Source organism: Streptomyces sp. NPDC052721 (assembly GCF_040678315.1).
GTDB lineage: Bacteria > Actinomycetota > Actinomycetes > Streptomycetales > Streptomycetaceae > Streptomyces.
The window spans coordinates 282,228-301,403 of sequence record NZ_JBFATL010000002.1; the positions used below are offsets into that span (position 1 = coordinate 282,228).

Annotated in this window: 18 protein-coding genes; 7 read left to right on the forward strand and 11 right to left on the reverse strand. The window is 72.2% G+C overall.

Going from position 1 to position 19,176, the window contains the following annotated elements; all coding sequences use genetic code 11:
* Positions 1–78: 78 nt before the first annotated feature.
* Positions 79–687 (forward strand): TetR family transcriptional regulator, encoded by a 609-nt coding sequence (locus tag AB0L21_RS03315; RefSeq protein ID WP_365782039.1) that lies wholly within the window; start codon positions 79–81, stop codon positions 685–687.
* A 304-nt stretch (positions 688–991) separates the two neighbouring features.
* On the opposite strand, the gene AB0L21_RS03320 is transcribed toward AB0L21_RS03315, so the two are convergent.
* Positions 992–1,969, reverse strand: coding sequence for a WYL domain-containing protein (locus AB0L21_RS03320; RefSeq protein WP_365781938.1), 978 nt, complete (start codon positions 1,967–1,969; stop codon positions 992–994).
* A gap of 62 nt (positions 1,970–2,031) precedes the next feature.
* Between AB0L21_RS03320 and AB0L21_RS03325 the strand changes: the two genes are divergently transcribed.
* The 5 genes from AB0L21_RS03325 (at position 2,032) to AB0L21_RS03345 (ending at position 8,351) form a co-directional block, all read left to right on the forward strand.
* Positions 2,032–3,561, forward strand: coding sequence for an MFS transporter (locus tag AB0L21_RS03325; protein ID WP_365781940.1), 1,530 nt, complete (start codon positions 2,032–2,034; stop codon positions 3,559–3,561).
* A 264-nt stretch (positions 3,562–3,825) separates the two neighbouring features.
* On the forward strand, positions 3,826–4,587 hold the full coding sequence (locus AB0L21_RS03330) for a DeoR/GlpR family DNA-binding transcription regulator (RefSeq protein ID WP_365702467.1): 762 nt from the start codon (positions 3,826–3,828) through the stop codon (positions 4,585–4,587).
* Positions 4,584–5,531 (forward strand): 1-phosphofructokinase, encoded by a 948-nt coding sequence (gene pfkB / locus AB0L21_RS03335; protein ID WP_365702469.1) that lies wholly within the window; start codon positions 4,584–4,586, stop codon positions 5,529–5,531. The genes AB0L21_RS03330 and pfkB overlap by 4 nt, the downstream gene beginning before the upstream one ends.
* 238 nt (positions 5,532–5,769) lie before the next feature.
* Complete coding sequence (locus AB0L21_RS03340) at positions 5,770–7,953, forward strand: fructose-specific PTS transporter subunit EIIC (RefSeq protein WP_365781942.1); 2,184 nt, start codon at positions 5,770–5,772, stop codon at positions 7,951–7,953.
* Between the two features lie 143 nt (positions 7,954–8,096).
* Positions 8,097–8,351: a hypothetical protein gene (locus AB0L21_RS03345; protein WP_365702473.1), complete on the forward strand. Its 255-nt coding sequence runs from the start codon at positions 8,097–8,099 to the stop codon at positions 8,349–8,351.
* 3 nt (positions 8,352–8,354) lie between these two features.
* Here the strand turns inward: AB0L21_RS03345 and AB0L21_RS03350 are convergent, their stop codons facing one another.
* The 4 genes from AB0L21_RS03350 to AB0L21_RS03365 form a co-directional block, all read right to left on the reverse strand.
* Complete coding sequence (locus AB0L21_RS03350) at positions 8,355–9,101, reverse strand: DUF6227 family protein (protein ID WP_365781944.1); 747 nt, start codon at positions 9,099–9,101, stop codon at positions 8,355–8,357.
* A 157-nt stretch (positions 9,102–9,258) separates the two neighbouring features.
* Entirely contained in the window at positions 9,259–10,479 is a 1,221-nt protein-coding gene (locus AB0L21_RS03355; protein WP_365702477.1) for an Ig-like domain-containing protein, read from the reverse strand.
* 149 nt (positions 10,480–10,628) lie between these two features.
* The gene (locus tag AB0L21_RS03360) at positions 10,629–11,654 is read right to left on the reverse strand and encodes a P1 family peptidase (RefSeq protein WP_365702479.1); all 1,026 of its coding nucleotides are present in this window, start codon (positions 11,652–11,654) and stop codon (positions 10,629–10,631) included.
* Between the two features lie 40 nt (positions 11,655–11,694).
* Positions 11,695–12,933, reverse strand: coding sequence for a low temperature requirement protein A (locus AB0L21_RS03365; protein ID WP_365781946.1), 1,239 nt, complete (start codon positions 12,931–12,933; stop codon positions 11,695–11,697).
* 123 nt (positions 12,934–13,056) lie between these two features.
* Here AB0L21_RS03365 and AB0L21_RS03370 point away from each other — a divergent pair, with 123 nt between their 5' ends.
* Positions 13,057–13,233, forward strand: coding sequence for a hypothetical protein (locus AB0L21_RS03370; RefSeq protein WP_365702483.1), 177 nt, complete (start codon positions 13,057–13,059; stop codon positions 13,231–13,233).
* Between the two features lie 23 nt (positions 13,234–13,256).
* On the opposite strand, the gene mscL is transcribed toward AB0L21_RS03370, so the two are convergent.
* From mscL to AB0L21_RS03400, 6 genes are all read right to left on the reverse strand, one after another.
* Positions 13,257–13,733, reverse strand: coding sequence for a large conductance mechanosensitive channel protein MscL (gene mscL / locus AB0L21_RS03375; RefSeq protein ID WP_365781948.1), 477 nt, complete (start codon positions 13,731–13,733; stop codon positions 13,257–13,259).
* 147 nt (positions 13,734–13,880) lie between these two features.
* Entirely contained in the window at positions 13,881–14,453 is a 573-nt protein-coding gene (locus tag AB0L21_RS03380) for a hypothetical protein (RefSeq protein WP_365702485.1), read from the reverse strand.
* 201 nt (positions 14,454–14,654) lie between these two features.
* Positions 14,655–15,488 carry an S-methyl-5'-thioadenosine phosphorylase gene (locus AB0L21_RS03385; protein ID WP_365702487.1) on the reverse strand — a complete coding sequence of 278 codons (834 nt, stop codon included), beginning with the start codon at positions 15,486–15,488 and terminating at the stop codon, positions 14,655–14,657.
* Between the two features lie 99 nt (positions 15,489–15,587).
* Positions 15,588–15,884 carry an FmdB family zinc ribbon protein gene (locus tag AB0L21_RS03390; RefSeq protein ID WP_365781950.1) on the reverse strand — a complete coding sequence of 99 codons (297 nt, stop codon included), beginning with the start codon at positions 15,882–15,884 and terminating at the stop codon, positions 15,588–15,590.
* Between the two features lie 67 nt (positions 15,885–15,951).
* Positions 15,952–17,247 carry an MFS transporter gene (locus AB0L21_RS03395; RefSeq protein WP_365781952.1) on the reverse strand — a complete coding sequence of 432 codons (1,296 nt, stop codon included), beginning with the start codon at positions 17,245–17,247 and terminating at the stop codon, positions 15,952–15,954.
* Between the two features lie 244 nt (positions 17,248–17,491).
* Positions 17,492–19,021 (reverse strand): potassium/proton antiporter, encoded by a 1,530-nt coding sequence (locus AB0L21_RS03400; protein ID WP_365702493.1) that lies wholly within the window; start codon positions 19,019–19,021, stop codon positions 17,492–17,494.
* Positions 19,022–19,176: the final 155 nt, after the last annotated feature.

Genomic DNA, 19,176 nt, shown 5'->3' on the forward strand with positions numbered 1-19,176 from the left:
ACCCCCAACGCCGCCCACCAGCCGTTTTCCGCCTCCGCACCGGTGTCCCTCACCGAACGCAGAAAGGCCGAGACCCGGATGGAGATCGCCCGGGCGGCGGCGGCCCTCTTCGTCCGGCAAGGCCTGCGGGCCACCCGCGCCGAGGACATCGCGCAGGCCGCGGGCATCGCACCGCGCACCTTCTACCGCTATTTCGCCACCAAGGAAGAGGCGGTGGCCCCCCTCTACGCGGCCGGGGCCCAGCGCTGGATCGAGGCGGTCCGTACGGCCCCGGCCCACCTGACCCTCCCCGAGGCCCTGGAGCACGCCGTCCACCACACCCTCACCCCCGGCCTCGGCGTCTCGGCCGCGTCCTGGGAATGGCTGCGCACCCTGGTCCGCCTCGCCGACACCAGCCCGGCCCTGCGCAAGGTGTGGGCAGAGGTGTGCCAGACGTCGGAGGGGGCGCTCGGGGAGATCCTGGTGAGGCGAGCCGAGGCGGCGGGGAAAGCGGCCTCGTACAGCCCGCACCTCCGCTTCGCCGCGGCCGTGGCCGGTGCCGCCGTGCGCGTGGCCGTCGAGTCCTGGGCCGCCACGACGACCCCGCCCACCGGCCCGGACGGCCCGGCGGCCCTGGCCCTGCACAACCTGCGCGCGCTGCGGTCCTTCGAGTGGGACGAGAGCGAGAGCCCGGGAGGGGGACGGTGAGCCGGTCCGTACGACGGTGAGGCGGCCCGTGCGACGGTGAGGTGGCCCGTGCGACGGTGAGGTGACTCGGGGAATGGTGAGGTTGCCCCGGGAACGGCGAGCCGGCTCGTGGAACGGTGAGGTGACTCGGGGAACGGTGAGGTTGCCCCGGGAACGGTGAGCCGGCTCGTGGAACGGTGAGGTGGGCCCGGGAACGGTGAGTCCGGACGACGGTGAGCCAGTCCGGGGAACGCTGAGGCGGCCCGGACATCGGGGGAGGCGGCCCGTATGACGGTGAGCCGGTCCGGACATCGGGGAAGCGGCCCTACGCCTTCCCCCCGGCGTCAGCCGCTCTGCTCAACCGGCCCCCCAACTCGCGCACGCACTCCACCAGTTCCGCCGGCCCGCGCACCGCGAACTCGCAGCCGGCCATCACCAGCCGCACCGCCAGCCACTCCAGGGGATCACCGGTGGTGCCCCGCAGGACGCAGCCGCCCGCGCCGTCGTCCTCGGGCACCCCGAGCCACGTCGGCAGGCGCCCGGACACCCGGTCCGCCGGCGCGGCGAACCGCACCTCGAACGCGTACGTCTCCTGCCGCCGGTGGATCGACTGCCGCAGAAACTCGGCGGCGCTCCCCGTTGGCAACTCCCGGGGCGCGAACCGGACTCCGGTCGCGAACGGCTCGCTCACCCGGTCGACCCGGAAGGTGCGCCAGTCCGCCCGGTCGAGGTCGTACGCCACCAGGTACCAGCGCCGGCCCGTCGACACCAGCCGGTGCGGCTCGGTCAGCCGCCGGGACGCGCTGCCGTCCTTGTCGCGGTAGGCGAACCGCAGCCGCTCCCGCCCGGCCACCGTCGATGCCATCACCGTCAGCGTCTCCGGCGCGATGGTCGGCCCGTCACCGCTGGTCAGCGGCGTGGTCGCGGCCTGGAGTGTGGACACCCGGTGGCGCAGCCGGGAGGGCAGCACCTGCTCCAGCTTCGCCAGGGCCCGTACGGACGCCTCGTCCACCCCTTCCACGGCGTGCCCGGCGCCGGCCCGCAGTCCCACCGCGATGGCGACCGCCTCCTCGTCGTCCAGCACCAGCGGCGGCATCGCCTTGCCCGCCACCAGCCGGTACCCGCCGTCCGCGCCCTTCGTCGCCTGCACCGGATAACCCAGTTCCCGCAGCCGGTCGACGTCCCGCCGCACGGTGCGCCGCGACACCCGGAGCCGCTCGGCCAACTCACCGCCGGGCCACTCACGGGGCGTCTGGAGGAGCGAGAGGAGCTGGAACAGCCGGGCTGGAGTGTCGGTCGTCATACATTCGAGCATGCCGCAGAACTAGGACACCAACTGACCTAATGCGGTCCTACGGTCTCTCCATGACCCCGAACGACAGCATCACCGCAGAGGAGCGCGGAGAACTGCGCGCACCGGCCGCCGACCGCTCCCGCTGGCTCGCCCTGGCCATCGTCATGGCCGCGGCCTTCATGGACCTCGTGGACGTGACGATCGTCAACATCGCCATTCCGTCCATCCAGCGCAGCGCGGGCGCCTCGGTCAGCCAGATCCAGTGGATAACCGCCGGCTATGCCCTCGCCTTCGCCGCGGGCCTGATCACCGGCGGGCGGCTCGGCGACATCCACGGCCGCAAGCGGCTGTTCCTCATCGGTGTCGGCGGCTTCACGCTGGCCTCGGCGCTGTGCGGCTTCGCCGTGAACCCGGACATGCTGGTCGCCTCCCGCATCCTTCAGGGCGGCATGGCGGCGCTGATGGTCCCGCAGGTGCTGTCGATCGTGCACGCCACCTTCCCGGCCCACGAACGCGGCAAGGTGTTCGGCCTGTTCGGCGCGATCGTCGGCCTCGGCGCGGTCTCCGGCCCGCTGCTCGGCGCGCTGCTGACGGAGTGGAACCTGTTCGGCCTCGAATGGCGGCCCATCTTCCTCATCAACCTCCCTGTCGGCGTCCTGGCCTGGATGCTGGGCCGCCGTTTCATCACCGAGTCCAAGGCCCCCAAGGCGCTGAAGCTGGATCTCGTCGGCGTCGCCCTGGTCACGCTGGGCCTGCTGATGCTGCTGTATCCGCTCACCCGCGGGCACGAGCTGGGCTGGCCGCTGTGGGGGTACGTCTGCATGGCCGGCGCGCTCGCCGTTTTCGCGGCGCTGGTGTCGTACGAGAAACGGAAGGCCGCCAGGGACGGTTCCCCGCTCGTCGAACTGTCCCTCTTCCGGGTGAAGAGCTTTGCCGCGGGCATCGCCGTACAGACCGTCTTCGGGGTCGCGCTCGGCATCTTCTTCCTGGTCTGGACGCTGTACATGCAGATCGGCCTGGGCTGGAGCCCGCTGCGCGCCGGGCTGACCGGAGTGCCGTTCTCCATCGCCGTGTCCACGGCGGCCGGGCTGTCGGTGCAGCAACTGGTCCCGCGGTTCGGGCGGAAGGTGCTCCAGACGGGCGCGCTGGTGATGGGCGCGGGCGTGCTGCTGTACCTGTGGGAGGCCCGCCACTACGGCCTCGCCATCGCCTCCTGGCAGATGGCCCTGCCGCTGGTCGTGATGGGTGTCGGCATGGGCCTGATCGTCGCCCCGCTGACCGACGCGGTGCTCTCGGAGGTGCCGCGCGAGCACGCCGGTTCCGCGTCCGGGCTGATCAACACCGTGCAGCAGATGGGCAACGCGCTCGGGCTGGGGCTGGTGTCGGTGGTCTTCTACGGGCAGATCGGCGACCGGCTGACCTCGGCCCAGGTCGGCCCGGCCTTCGTACACGCCTTCCAGCACGCGCTGTGGTGGGTCGCCGGGATCATGGGCGCGATCTTCCTGCTGATGTCCGCCCTGCCGAAGCGTCCGGCCCAGCATGGGGAGGGCGGGGCCGAGGAGGCGCCGGCGGTGGGGAAGGAGCCCGCGCTGGCGCACTGACCAGGCAGGACGAGGGGCCCGGTACCGGTTCGGTACCGGGCCCTTCCGCTGCCCGGACCACGCCGGAGGAAGGCCGGAAGCCCAGCCGGAAGCCCGCCGGAAGCCGGCCGGAAGTCCGATCATGCCCAGGCCGGGCCCGAATCTGTTTACTTTTCGGACATCCGGGCGTAGCCTGCCGGTGAAACCACACGTTCGGGCATGACCCGGAAAAGCTCGGACATCGGTCGGACATCTGGTCGGACATTGAGGCGGAGGCGAACGGACATGTACGCACCGGAACGGCAGCAGGAGATCCTCCGGCTCGCCCGTGACGGCGGCCGGGTGGACGTGCTGTCTCTGGCCGAGGAGTTCCAGGTCACCGCGGAGACGATCCGCCGCGATCTGAAGGCTCTCGACCGCGCCGGTCTGCTCCGCCGGGTGCACGGCGGTGCCATCCCGGCCGGCCGCCTCGACTTCGAGCCGGACCTCGCCGAGCGCGAGACCACCGCCGCCGACGAGAAGGACCGCATCGCCAAGGCCGCCCTCTCCGAACTGCCGGCCGAGGGCACGATGATCCTCGACGCCGGTACGACGGTGGCACGCGTCGCCGCCGCCATCCCGCTGGAGGCACGGCTCACCGTCGTCACCCACTCCCTGCCGATCGCCGCCCGCCTCGCCGACCACCCGGGCATCCAGCTCCATCTGATCGGGGGGCGCGTACGGCACCGTACGCGCGCCGCCGTGGACGCCTGGGCGCTTCGCGCGTACGGCGAGATCCGCGCCGACGTGCTGTTCGTCGCCGCCAACGGCTTCTCCGCCGAGCACGGTCTGACCACCCCCGACCTCGCCGAGGCCGCGGTCAAGCGGGCCGCCGTCGCCGCCGCCCGGCGCGTGGTGCTGCTGGCCGACTCCTCCAAGCACGGCCAGGAGCACTTCGCCCGCTTCGGCGACCTGAGCGACGTGGACCTGCTGATCACCGACAGCGGGCTGACCCCCGAAGACACCGCCGCCATCGAGCGCGGCGGCACGGAAGTAGTGCGCGCATGATCCTCACCGTCACCCCCAACCCGTCCCTCGACCGCACCTACGAGGTCCAGGCCCTCAAGCGCGGCGAGGTCATCCGCGCCGAGACCGAGCGCATGGACCCCGGTGGCAAGGGCGTGAACGTCTCCCGCGCGGTCGCCGCCGCCGGCCGGCGCACGGTCGCGGTTCTGCCCCTGGGTGGTGCGCCGGGGGCGCTCGTCGCCGACCTGCTCCACGCGCAGGGCATCGAGGTCGCGCCGGTCCCGGTCGTCGGAGCCACCCGCTCCAACATCGCGCTCGCGGAGGCCGACGGGGTCCTCACGAAGATCAACGCGCCGGGTCCGAAGCTGTCGGAGTCCGAGCAGGAACTCCTCCTGGACACCGTCCGGTCGCAGTCCCGCGACGCCGACTGGATCGCCTGCTGCGGCAGCCTGCCCCGGGGGCTCGCGCCCTCCTGGTACGCCGATGTCGTCACACGGGCGCACGCCGGGGGCGCCCGGATCGCGCTGGACACCTCGGGGCGTGCGCTCCTGGAGGCGCTGCGCGCGCGGCCCGACGTGGTCAAGCCGAACGCCGAGGAGCTGGCGGAAGCCGTCGCGCGCCCCCTGACGACCGTGGGCGACGCGCTCAAGGCGGCGGAGGAGGTCCGTGCGATGGGCGCCCGCGCCGTGCTGGCGAGCCTGGGCGCCGACGGCCAGCTGCTGGTGTCGGACGCCGGTGCGTGGTTCGGCAGCGCGCGTGTGTCCGCCGTCCGCAGCAACGTCGGCGCGGGCGACGCCTCCCTGGCCGGCTTCCTCATCGCCGGCGGCACAGGCCCCGACGCCCTCGCCTCCGCCGTCGCCCACGGCGCCGCCGCCGTCCAGCTCCCCGGCAGCGTGATGCCGACCCCGGCCGACCTGAACCCGGCGGCGGTGACCGTCACCACCGACATCCCCCTGGACCGCGAACTGAGGGAGCCCACGTCATGAACGCCACGCGGGCTACGACCGCTCCGCCCGACGTGACGCTCGCTCCGGCCGTCCGATCGGTGTCATCCCGGTCCACCGCTCCCCGTAAGACCCCCCTCCCCGACACGCCGGCCCCGCCCCGCTTCCCCCGTCGCGGTGTTCCGTCGGTGCCCGTCCGCCCCACCGTCCCCCACCTCAGCCCCGTCCCCACCCCCGCCCACCCCTCTCCCCGGGCGATACGCGTGCATAGGAGCCCGCGATGAGCGACATGATCACCGCGGACCTGGTCGATCTCGACCTGTCCGCCGACACCAAGGAAGCGGCGGCCCGTGCCCTCGCCGAGCGCATGGTGACCCAGGGCCGGGTGACCGACCTGGAGGGTTTCCTCGCCGACGTGGCCGCCCGGGAGGCCCAGATGCCGACCGGCCTGGACGGCGGTATCGGCATCCCGCACTGCCGTAGCGCCCATGTCACCGAACCGACCCTCGCCTTCGGCCGTAGCGCCGCCGGCATCGACTTCGGCGCCGCGGACGGCCCGGCCGACCTGATCTTCCTGATCGCGGCACCCGCCGGCGCCGACGACGCCCACCTCACCATCCTCTCCTCCCTCGCCCGCCAGCTGATGAACGCCGAGTTCACCTCCGCGCTGCGGGCGGTGGGCGACCCGGAGACGGCGGCGGCGCTGATCCGGGGCGACGAGGCACCGTCCGCGAAGAGCGCCGAGGACACCTCCGAAGACACCGCTGCGGCCCCGGTGGCGGCCTCCACCGGCGCCGCAGCGGGCAAGACGGCGCACACGCCGGACGCGAGCGCTGCGGACGCGGGCGCCGGGGGCGCGAGCCCAGAAGGCGCCCTCACGGCGGACACCGCACCGCCCGCCGCGGAGCCCGCCCCCGCGGGCGCCGGCACGGCCACCGGCACCGGCTCCGGCGAGCGCCCCTTCCGTGTCGTCGCCGTCACCTCCTGCCCGACCGGTATCGCCCACACCTACATGGCGGCCGAGTCCCTGGAGAACGCCGGCCGCGAGGCAGGCGTCGAAGTGGTCGTCGAGACGCAGGGTTCGGCCGGTTTCGCCCGGCTGGACCCGGCGGTGATCGCGGCGGCGGACGGCGTGATCTTCGCGCACGACGTCCCGGTGCGCGACAAGGACCGCTTCGCGGGCAAGCCGACCGTGGACGTCGGCGTGAAGGCGGGAATCAACCGCCCCGCCGAACTTCTCGCGGAGGTCCGCGAGAAGGCGGCGCGCGGCGAGGCGAGCGCCCCGGCGCACGCGTCGGCCGGTACGCCGGTGGACCGCGCGGGTGACTCCACCGAGGGCTACGGCACCAAGCTCCGCAAGTGGCTGATGTCCGGCGTCAGCTACATGGTCCCGTTCGTCGCCGCGGGCGGTCTCCTCATCGCCCTGGGCTTCGCGATCGGCGGCTACAAGATCAACAAGGCGCCGTCGGTGATGGACCACTTCCTGTGGACCCAGGCCGACAGCTGGGGTGCCCTGCTGTTCCAGATCGGCGTCGTGGCCTTCGGCTTCCTGGTCCCGGTCCTGGCCGGCTACATCGCCTACGGCATGGCCGACCGGCCGGGTCTGGTCCCCGGCTTCGTGGGCGGCGCGATCTCCCTCACCATCAACGCGGGCTTCCTCGGCGGTCTGGCGGCCGGTCTGATCGCCGGTGGCGTGGTGCTGGCGATCCAGCGGGTGCACATCCCGGCGGCGTTGCGCGGCATCATGCCGGTGGTGGTGATCCCGCTGATCTCCTCGGCGATCGTCGGCTTCCTGATGTTCGTCGTGATCGGCAAGCCCATCGCCTCCGCGCAGAAGGGCCTGACCGACTGGCTGAACGGCCTCACCGGCACCAACGCCATCCTGCTGGGCGCCCTGCTCGGCCTGATGATGTGCTTCGACCTGGGCGGCCCGGTCAACAAGGTCGCCTACACCTTCGCCACCGCCGGCATCGCCGTCTCCAACCCCGGCGACTCCGCGATGAAGATCATGGCCGCGGTGATGGCGGCCGGTATGGTCCCGCCGCTGGCGATGGCCCTGGCCACCACCGTGCGCGGCAGGCTGTTCACGCAGACCGAGCGGGAGAACGGCAAGGCCGCCTGGGTGCTGGGCGCGTCCTTCATCTCCGAGGGCGCGATCCCGTTCGCGGCGGCCGACCCGCTGCGGGTCATCCCGTCCTCGATGGTGGGTGGTGCGCTCACCGGCGCCCTGTCGATGGCCTTCGGCGCCACGCTGCGCGCCCCGCACGGCGGCATCTTCGTGGTCCCGCTGATCGGCAACCCGTTCCTGTACCTGCTGGCCATCGCGGCCGGCGTCTGTGTCACCACGGCCCTGGTGGTCCTCCTGAAGGGGCTGCGCAAGCCGGTCCCCGGGTCCACGGCCACCGATCCCGCCGCGCCGGCGGCCACCGCGCCGAAGGAGGCCAAGCAGCCGATAGCGGCCTGACCGCCGCACCCCCCTCCCAGGGCGCCGCGCCTCACCCCTCCGGCCCCCTTGTCCCTTTGGTTCGCTGTGAGTTGTTCACGGCACCTGCGAGATACGTCACGGTCCGGGACCAAAGTCCCGGACCGTGGTGTGTACTGGGACGTATGCCTGAGCACGCCCCGACCCTCCAGCTGATCGGCGAGGCCGTCCTCGCCGTGGCGGCCGTCGTCTGGGTCGTCGTTCTGCTGCGTCTGCTGCGCCGCGCCGGCCGCCGCCGGACCGTCGTCCGCCGCTCCACCGCGCCGCTCCCGGCCCTGCCGAGCCAGACGCGGGTCGGCCCCTCCCGGGAGTCCGTGGAGCTGACTCCCGCCGAACAGGACGCGTTCGCGGGCCTGGTACGGCACCTCGCCAACGGCTGACCCTCACCCCTGCCGCGCCGCGCGCCGCTCCATCGCGTCCCGGGCCGCGTCCTCCGACATGTAGACCTCGCACATGTGCCGTCCGTCGGGCGTCGCCGTGTGCTCGACCTCCCACAGGGAGATCTCGGTGCCGTCCGGCAGCAGGAAGGCGTGCTCGTACAGCGCGTAGCTCAGCCCGGTCCGTCCGGCACGCCCGGGCCGGCCGAACGCCTGGGTGATCTCGTGCGCGGTCGCCGTCGCCAGCAGCGCCGCCGTGTGCGCGTCGGGCCGGTCCGGGTTCTCCGCCCGGCGCAGCAGCCGGCGCGCGTGGTCCGCCGAGTCGTCGGAGGCGAACATGTGCCGGGGCTCGGGAATCGCCCACAGCCGCATCAGCGCGGGCAGCTCGAAGTCCCGGGTCTCCGGGGGCAGCCCGAGCCGTGCCGTGGCGGTCTGCACCTCCTCCTCGTCGACGTACACCTCGTGCTGCGGCGCGCTGCCCGGCGTGGGGTTGTGCACCAGCTCCCACAGCGTGACCGCCGAGCCGTCGGCGAGCAGCCAGGTGTGCCGGTACGTCTCCCGGTGCAGCCCCGCGCTGTGGTACGCGGAGTGCAGCGAACTGTCGTGCGCCAGCGCGCAGTCGAGCCGCCTCATCACCTCGTCGGGCAGCTCGAAGGAGTTCAGGGCACGGCCGAGGAGCCGCGCGAGATGCTCCTCAGGAGACTCGGGCGACTCGGCTGGTTCGTACGCTGTGGTCTCGTACGGAACGCTCAAGGCATCTCCCGGCGTTGCTGCATGTCACCTTGTGGGTGCATACCGTAGCCCCTCGGTCGGATATCATGTCTGCGAACCGAGAAAACGTGCGCGGGGAAAACGCGCGGGCCGCGCGAAAAATTCCCGCGCGACCCGCCGTCCTGTCAAAACCCGCCGCTCAGACGGCACTTCCCGCGGTCCAGGCGCTCCACGACATGTTCCAGCCGTTGAGGCCGTTGTCCGGGGCGACCGTCGTGTCGGGGGAGTTCTTCACGATCACCACGTCGCCGACGAGCGAGCTGTCGTAGAACCACTTGGCCGACGTGGCGCCCTGTGCGCCCTGCACGTCCGCGAGGCCGACACAGCCGTGGCTGGTGCCCTCCCGCCCGAACGGCGGGTTGCCCTTGTTGTACCAGTAGTTGCCGTGGATGAACGTCCCCGACGACGTCAGCCGCATCGCGTGCGGCACGTCCGGTATGTCGTACTCCCCGCCGAAGCCGACCGTCGAGCCGTTCATACGGGTCTGCACGAACTTCTCGGAGATCACCATCTGCCCGTTGTACGTCGTGTGCTGCGGGCTGCCCGCCGAGATCGGCACGGTCCTGACGGTCTGGCCGTCCCGTACGACCGTCATGGTCTGCGTGTGGACGTCGACCGTGGAGACCTGCGAGCGGCCGACCGTGAAGGAGACGGTCTTCTTCTGCACCCCGTAGACGCCCTGGGCGCCCTGGACGCCGTCCAGGTCGATGTTCATCGTGACCTTGGACCCGGCCTTCCAGTACTCCTGCGGCCGGAAGTCGAGCCGCCGGTCACCGAACCAGTGCCCGACCACCTGCTGGCCGCTGGTGGTGTTGACCGTGATGTGCGACTGCACCGCCTTCTTGTCGGTGATCGACTTGTCGAAGGTGAACGACACCGGCATGCCCACCCCGACCGTCGCGCCGTTGTCCGGCGTGTAGGTGCCGATGAAGCTGTTCGCCGTGGTGACGGTGGTGAAGATCGAGTTGGCCGCCGCAGTGCGCCCCTCGGCGTCCTTGGCGGTCGCGGATATCTGGTACTTCGTCCCGCGCTCCAGCCGCTCCTTCGGCTTCCAGCTGCGGCCGTCCGCCGATATCGCCCCCGGCACGGCCTGCCCCGACCCCGCCACGGTCATCTTCACATCGGTCAGCTTGCCGTCGCTGACCTTCACCCCGGTCGCGTTGATGGACGCCCCGGTCGAACCGTCCTTGGCCGAGATGGCGATCTTCGCCGTCGACGTCTTCGGGGAGTCCTTGCCCCCCTTGCCGTCGCCGTTGTTCGCCTTGGCGCTGCCGCCGCAGGCGGTCAGGGTGAGGGCGCCGACCATCAGGGCGGCACAGGCCCCGAGTACGCGCCGCGCTGCAATGTCCGGCGTTGTCACGGGCTGCTCCCAGTTCGTGTGATGTGAGTGATCCGTTCCAGTGCGTGGAGAAAGAGGGCGCCGACGCCGAGGAAGGTTCCCTCCGTCTCCCGTGAACGCCATCACGTGACAGAACCGCGACAATCCACCCCGCCCCCGGGGCCGTACCGTTACCCCTTCCCGTACAACTCCCCGTACGACGGCCACACTCCGCCCGGCCCGACGACCGACTCGGCGGCGCGCACTGCCCGGACGATCGCGCGGGTCACCATGTCCGCGCCGGCGGCGAGGATGTCGTTGAGCGCCAAGGGATGTGCGTCCAGCGCGTGCGTGCCGGTCGCCAGCGCGAACACCGTGTCCCCGTCGTGCAGGAGGTGCACCGGCCGTACGGCCCGCGCGATCCCGTCGTGCGCCGTGCCCGCCAGCTTCTGCGCCTGCGCCTTGGAGAGGTCCGCGTCCGTCGCGACCACCGCCAGCGTCGTGTTGAGCGGCGCCGGCCCGTTTGCGGCGGCGGCCTCGTCCAGGCGCCGGCACGCGGCCTCGTGCACCCGCTCCTCCGGATACTCCACCCGGCCCTGGAACAACTCCCCGTACAACACCCCCGTTTCCGGATCCAGCACCGATCCCGCGGCGTTCGCCACCACCAGTGCCGCCACCGTGATCCCCGAATCGAGCACCGTGCTCGCGGTGCCCACCCCGCCCTTGAGCCGCCCGGCGACGGCGCCCGTACCCGCGCCGACGCACCCCTGCGCCACCCGGGCCCCCGGCACACCGGCCGCCGCGGCCTCCACCGCCGCGCGTCCCGTCCCCGCGTCCGGACGGGCCCGGAAGTCCCCGCCGCGCCCCAGGTCGAAGACGCACGCGGCGGGCACCACCGGCACGACATGCGCCGGGTCCGTCCCCACCCGCACGCCCCGCTCCCGCTCCTCCAGCCAGGCCATCACCCCGGAGGCCGCGTCGAGCCCGTACGCGCTGCCTCCGGTCAGCACGATGGCGTCGACGCTCCGCACCACGTTGCGCGGGTCGAGCGCGTCGGTCTCCTTGGTGCCGGGGCCGCCGCCGCGCACGTCCACGGCCGCGACCGCGCCGCCCACGGGTGCGAGGACGACCGTGGTGCCGGTGAGCCACCCGTCGCCGGTGCGGGTGGCGTGCCCCACGCGCAGCCCGGCGACGTCCGTCAATGCGTCAGCTGTCATGGACGTCAGTCTGGCCCAGTCCGGCGAGCTGCCCGGAACATCAGCCGGCCGGGGCGGCGGCGTTCCCCACGCGTTCCCGGCCGGCCGTGCGCGCCGCCAGGATCACCCCGGCCGCCACCGAGGCCGCGGACACCAGCCCCGCCGCGAGCACCGCCCAGTCGCCCAGGAAGGTGCAGCAGATCACCAGCAGAGCCGTGACCGGCAGCACCAGCTGCTCGGTGAGGCCCACCTTGAAGTGCCGTGAGTGCAGCGCCCATACGGTCAGCAGGTACAGCGCCGTGGGCAGGGTGACGGCGGCCGAGGCGGACAGGGTGGAGATGTGCGCCTTGCCGACCGCCTGTTCCACGGCGACCTCCAGGCCCGCGCCGATCGCCGCCGCCGAGGCGAAGACCAGGTAGTGGCCGTAGCCCCAGATGAACGCCCGCCGGCTGGAGCGCAGGTGGCCGTGGATGGGCACCACGAAGTAGATCCACCACGCGGAGAAGACGACCAGCAGCCCGCCCGCCGCGATGGGCAGCAGCTCGCCCAGCGCGTTGTGCGCGTCCGCGGCCGACTTCACCGCCACCGTGGCCGCGGCGACCGTCTCGCCGAGCACGATGATGGTGAACAGGCCGTACCGCTCGGCGATGTGATGCGGATGCCAGGAGGTCTGCTGGGCCTTCTCGGCGTACAGCGGCACGCACAGTTCCGCGACCACCATCACCAGGAACACCCAGGGCCGGGCCGGCTCCGGCAGCACGACCAGGCCGAGCCAGCCGATCTGGCACAGCAGCACGCCGTACGCGTACCGCAGCGCGGTGGTCCGCTCCGCGCCCGACGCCGATCTCGCGGCTCTCAGCCACTGCCAGACCATCGCCAGCCGCATGATCACATAGCCGAGCCAGACCAGGAGGAAGTCGTGCTGTGTGGTGGCCCGGGAGATACCGGCGGTCAGCACCAGGACGCCGGCGATCTGCACCAGGGTGACGACCCGGTAGAGGACGTCGTCGTTGTCGTACGCCGAGGCGAACCAGCTGAAGTTCATCCACGCCCACCAGATGGCGAAGAAGACCATCGCGTAGTTGAGGATCCCCTCGCCCGCGTGGCCCTGCGCCACGGCGTGCACCAGTTGCACGCCCGCCTGCGCGACGGCCACGACGAAGCACAGATCGAAGAAGAGCTCCAGCGAGGAGGCGACGCGGTGCGCCTCGTCGCGTCCGCGGGCGGTGAGCCGTCGCAGGGGGCCGGAGGGCTTCGGTGCGCCCGAGGGGGCGGGCGTGGGAGCGGAACTCGACGTCATGGTTCCCAGCACAGCAGAAAAACACCGCGACGTCTTGTGAAGGCTTTCACAAGGAGGCGAGGGTCCACAGGCCCGGCGAAAACCCCAGGCCGGGCGCGCCGACGGGAGCCGTACCCTGGAGGCATGAGCACCGCCCGCGAACCCGAGCCGCGCGACCCGAAGCCCGCGCTGGTCTTCGACGACCCGCTGGACCAGCAGTCCTCGGACGACACCGACCGCGGGTGGGGCGAGCGCCCGGCCGGCGACAGCGCCGCCGACCTGAAGCGCTTCCTGGACGAGAAGCCGCCCCACCACCTCTGAGCGGCCCCCGGGCCGCGCCGGCACTAGCGCTCGTCGTGCCCGGCCCCGCGCTGCGCGAGCAGCGCGTCGCGGATCTCCTTGAGCACCTCCAGCTCGGTCACCTCGACCACTTCCTTCGTGCCCTCCCGGGCCGCCTTCCGGGCCGCCTGCCGGGCCAGGTACTTCGACATCGGCAGGACCATCAGGAAGTACACCACCGCCGCGGTGATCACGAAGCTGAGCGTGGCCCCGAGGACGGAGCCCCACATGATCGGCACCCCGCTCCTGACCGTGCCGTCCGCGCTCACCCGGCACGGGTCCTTCAGGCAGGAGCTGTAGCTGTCGAGGTTCTGCGTGCCGATCGCCCCGACCAGGGGGTTGATGATCCCTTTCACGACCGAGTTGACGATGTTCGTGAAGGCCGCGCCGATGACCACCGCGACTGCCAGATCGACGACGTTGCCGCGCATCAGGAAGGCCTTGAAGCCCTGCCAGACGCCCGGATCCTTCTTCGCGCTCACCTAGGGGACTCTCCTCGCGTGCACAGGGTGTGGAACGAATCGCTCCGCAACCTACGGCACGGTGCGGCTGTCGTGTCCACTTCCGTAACCGGACCGAGGCCCTTGCCCACACGTCGACTACGGCACGGAGAACCTGTACGGACTGGTTCAGCACAGCGTCACCGCCAGGCGTGCGGTGGCACTCGCGCCGACCAGCCGGGCCGCCGTGGGCCGCGGCACCGACAGCACGACCAGCGCACCGCTCTCGGCCGCGCCGACCGGTGGCTCCGGCACCTCCGTCACCCGCACACCGCGCGCCAGCACCCGGACGCCGGCCCCGGCCGACGGGTCCTCCGCGGCGATCACGTCGACGCGGTCACCGGAGTGCAGCAGGCGCACCGCGGCGGCGTCGGCGATCCGCACCGGCGCCGTCACCACCTCGACCGCCGGGTGCGGCCGTACGGGCGCCGGTACCCGATGGCCGTGGGCCCGCTCCGCGCCGTGCGGTTCCGCCCCGGTGCGTGGTCCCACGGCCACGAGCGCCGCCGCCGTCACCGCGAGTCCGGCCGCGACGGCCCGGCCGCGATGCCGTAGGAGCCGCTGCAGCCGGTACCGCCCGCCGCGCACCCGCACCGGATCGAACGGGGGCACCTCACGGGTCGGCGGGGCCTCCGTGCCCAGCGGACGCGGAGGCCGCAGCGGGGGCGGGAACGAGGAGCGAGCGGGAGAGAGCGAGGGCATGGGAGTCACCGCCTGCGACGAGGAGTTCGGCTTGCGATGCCACGATGACGCCTCGCGCCGGATCCCGCCGGGGCCGGTGGATCACGGGCGGATTGTGGATAACTCACCCACCCGTACGAGGAGTTCCGCGCCGCTGCACCGCGCTGCACCGCGCTGCACCGCACCGCGCCGCCGCAAAACCTCCCCGCTCGGCCTCCCCGGCTACGGCAACGCGAACCCCGGATCCATCCCGCCCAGCGCGTTCACGCACAGACAGTCCCGCTCGCCGGTCTCCGGCAGGGCCGCCACCGCGTCGAAGAGCACGCCGCGCAGCCGGTCGACGTTGGCCGCGAACACCCGCAGTACCTCCTCGTGCGAGACGCCCTCACCGGTCTCTGCGCCCGCGTCGAGGTCGGTGACCAGGGTCAGCGAGGTGTAGCACAGCTCCAGCTCCCGGGCGAGCGCCGCCTCGGGATGACCGGTCATGCCCACCACCGACCAGCCCTGGGCCTGGTGCCACAGCGACTCGGCGCGCGTCGAGAAGCGCGGGCCCTCGACCACGACCAGCGTGCCGCCGTCCACCGGCTCCCAGTCCCGGCCGCGGGCGGCCTTCAGCGCGGCGGCACGCCCGGTGGGGCAGTAGGGGTCGGCCATGGACACGTGCACGACGTTCGGCACGGTGCCGTCGGGCAGCGGCAGCCCGTCGAAGTAGGTCTGTGCCCGGGACTTCGTACGGTCCACGAACTGGTCGGGCACGAGCAGGGTGCCCGGGCCGTACTCGGGACGCAGGCCGCCCACCGCGCACGGACCGAGCACCTGCCGTACTCCGACCGAGCGCAGAGCCCACAGGTTGGCGCGGTAGTTGATGCGGTGCGGGGGCAGATGGTGGCCGCGGCCGTGCCGGGGCAGGAAGGCGACCTTCCGGCCGGCGATCTCCCCGAGGAAGAGCGAGTCGCTGGGCGCTCCGTAGGGGGTGTCCACCTGGACTTCGGTCACGTCGTCCAGGAAGGAGTAGAAACCCGAACCGCCGATTACGCCGATCTCTGCTTTGGCCATGACCAGCACACTAGCGGGCCGCGATGTCGCGGGGGAGCCGCTGCCGGGGAAGGCCGAAGACCCTGCCGTCGTGCGACGGCAGGGTCCGGATGAGAGGTGTCAGGCGGCGGAGCTGCTGGCGGAGCCGGAGCCCGAAGAGGACGTGGACGTCGAGGAGGACGCCTTCGCGTCGGACGACGAGCCGGCCGGCTTCGACGCCGGGGTGCTGCTCGACGTGGAGCCGCGGGAGTCGTTGCGGTAGAAGCCCGAGCCCTTGAAGACGATGCCGACCGCGGAGAACACCTTCTTCAGGCGGCCGTTGCAGCTGGGGCACTCGGTCAGGGCGTCGTCGGTGAACTTCTGCACCGCCTCGAGGCCCTCGCCGCACTCGGTGCACTGGTACTGGTAGGTCGGCACTGTCTTCCTCCTGGCACTCTCACTCAATGAGTGCTAACGACGGTCCATAGTGACGTATTCCCGGGGATCAGTCCACCGCGACCGGCACGCGGTGACCGACGCCACGCGCGACCGTGCGGTTCTGGTGCCGTGCGGCCAGCCGCGACCGCAGCGTCAGCAGGGTCACCAGCGCGAGCACGGTGCCGCCCATCGGCACCAGGAACCCGGCGCCGTCCCACAGCCGGTCCTCCAGCTGTCCCGCGACCGTGACGGCGGCGGCCTGGCCGAGCGCGACGGCACCGGTCAGCCAGGTGAAGGCCTCGGTCCGGGCGCCTGCCGGGACCAGGCCGTCGACCAGCGTGTAGCCGGTGATCAGCGCCGGGGCGATGCACATGCCGACCAGCAGGCCGAGCGCGGCGAGCAGCGGCACCGAGTGCGCCGTCCACAGGGCGGACGCCGCGACCGCGAGCGCGGTGTAGCCGATCACGAGGCGCTTGTGCGGAGCCGCCTTCCAGGCGATCGCGCCGCAGACGATGCCGGACAGCATGTTCCCGGCGGCGAAGACGCCGTACAGGACGCCGTTCAGGCCGGGCTCGCCGATCGACTCGGTGAAGGCCGCGAGCGACACCTGCATGCCGCCGAAGACCGAGCCGATGCCGAGGAAGGTGACGACCAGCACGCGCACGCCCGGGACGCGCAGGGCGGAGGCGTGCTTCACGCGCGCGTGCCCGCTGTCCCGGGACGCCGGCGGCTGCGTGCTCTTCCGCGCGGCGAACAGCAGACCGCCGACGAGGGTCAGCCCGGCCTCCGTGACCAGGCCCGCGGCCGGTGTCACGGCCGTGCACAGCGCGGTCGCCAGCAGGGGGCCGACGACGAAGGTCAGCTCGTCCGTGACCGACTCGAACGCCGCCGCCGTGGTCATCAGCGGCGAGCCCTGAAGCTTCACACCCCAGCGCGCCCGCACCATCGGACCGACCTGCGGTACGGAGGCGCCGGTCGGGACGGCGGCCAGGAACAGCGCCCACAGCGGCGCGTGCGTCAGCGCGAGCGCCGTCAGGGAGAGGCCGGAGAGCGCGTGCACCAGGACGCCGGGGATCAGCACGGCCCGCTGGCCGTAGCGGTCGGCGAGGCGGCCGCTGTACGGCGCGAACAGCGCCATGGAGACGCCGGTGGCCGCCGCGGCGGCGCCCGCGGCGCCGTACGAGCCGGTGGTGTGCTGGACGAGCAGCACGATCGAGAGGGTGAGCATCGCGAACGGCTGGCGCGCGGCGAAACCGGGGAGCAGGAACGTCCAGGCGCCGCGGGTGCGCAGCAGCTGTCCGTATCCGGGGCGGGACGACGTCGACGGGTTCTCCGCCGGCTCGGTGGTGACCGTGGACTCCACGGCCCGTGCCTTTCTTCCGCCTGGTAGCGCGCCCGTGCGGGGGCGCCGAGAGCTGTCCTCTTGCGCGGAACTGCGGTAGATACCGGTGCCTCCGCGGAGGATGTTCCGGCCGCCATACGGTCGCGCCAGCTCTGCATCAGGCAGAGTTGGTTCGATCAGGGTGCCTTCATACTACAGGGATCATGGCTTGTCCCCCTGTGAAAGTGAGCACCGTCGCACGGGCAGCCTGTGATTGCCGCAGGGCTCACCTGCGGTTGCCGTCCGTGCCCAGCCAGCCCGCCAGCTTGCCGCCGTGGGCGACCGCGCGCAGCCGCCGTTCCGCCGCGTCGCGGACCGGGTCGGTGGCGACGACCAGCAGCTCGTCGCCGCGCCGCAGCACGGTCGAGGGCAGCGGCACGAACGATTTCTCCTCGCGCACGACGAGGGTGACGGCCGCGCCGGGCGGCAGCCGCAGCTCGCTGACCTCCACGCCGTGCATCCGTGAGCCCTCGGGGACGGTGACGGACAGCAGGTGTCCCTGGAGCCGCTCCAGGGGCGCCGACTCGATGCCGAGGTCGGCTGCCTCGCCCGTCTCCCCGAGCCGGAGCGTGCGGGCCAGCCAGGGCAGGGTCGGCCCCTGGAGCAGGGTGTAGACGACGACCAGCACGAAGACGATGTTGAAGATGCGACGGCTGCCGGCGACGCCGTTCACCATGGGGATGGTCGCCAGGATGATGGGCACGGCGCCGCGCAGCCCGGCCCATGACATCAGGATCTGCTCGGGCCGCGGCACCCGGAACGGCGCCAGGCTGACCACCACGCTCAGCGGGCGGGCCACCATGGTCAGCACCAGCCCGATGACCAGCGCGGGCACGACGTCGTCGCCCAGCTCGTGCGGGGTGACCAGCAGGCCGAGCACGACGAACATGCCGATCTGGGCGATCCAGCCGAGCCCTTCGGCGAAGCCGCGGGTGGCGGGCCAGTGGGGGAGCCTGGCGTTACCGAGGATCATCGAGGCCAGGTAGACGGCGAGGAAGCCGCTGCCGTGCGCCAGGGCGCCTGCGGCGTACGCCGTGACGGCGATGGCCATCACGGCGATCGGGTAGAGACCGGAGGCGGGCAGCGCGACGTGCCTGAGCCCCCAGGAGCCGAACCAGCCCACCGCGAGGCCCAGGGCCGCGCCGATGGCCAGTTCCAGGACTATCTCGCCGAGCAGCAGGTACCAGTGCTCGACCGGGCCGGCGGTGGAGAAGGCGACGACCAGGATGACCACCGGGGCGTCGTTGAAGCCGGACTCGGCCTCCAGCGTGCCCGTCACGCGCGCGGGGAGGGGGATTTTCCGCAGGACCGAGAAGACCGCCGCCGCGTCCGTCGACGACACCACCGCACCGATGATGAGCGCCTGCCGCCACTCCAGTCCGACCAGATAGTGCGCGCCCGCCGCGGTGACGCCCACGCTGATCGCGACTCCCGCCGTCGCCAGCACGGAGGCGGACGGCAGGACCGGCCGGATCTCCTTCCACTTCGTGCCCAGACCGCCCTCGGCGAGGATCACGACCAGGGCCGCGTACCCCATGACCTGGGTCATCGCGGCGCTGTCGAACTGGATGTCACCGATGCCGTCCTGGCCCATGAGGACGCCGATCCCCAGGTACACGAGCAGGCTGGGGAGCCCGCTGCGGGAGGAGACCCGGACGGCCGCGACGGCGACGAGCAGGACGACGGAGCAGACGAGCAGGAGCTGGTTGAGGTGGTGAACAGTCAGGGGGCGTTCCTCCTCCGAGATCTGGCCCACGGATCTCCGGTTACTTCGTTACCTTACCTAACTCTTGACGATTTCTTGACGTTCGGCGAGGCAAGATCGAACGCTCGTACGCGCTGGTTCCCGACTCCGCGTCAAGCGGGACAGGGCCCTGCGCCTATGGTTGCTCCAGCGCTCATTCAAAGTCA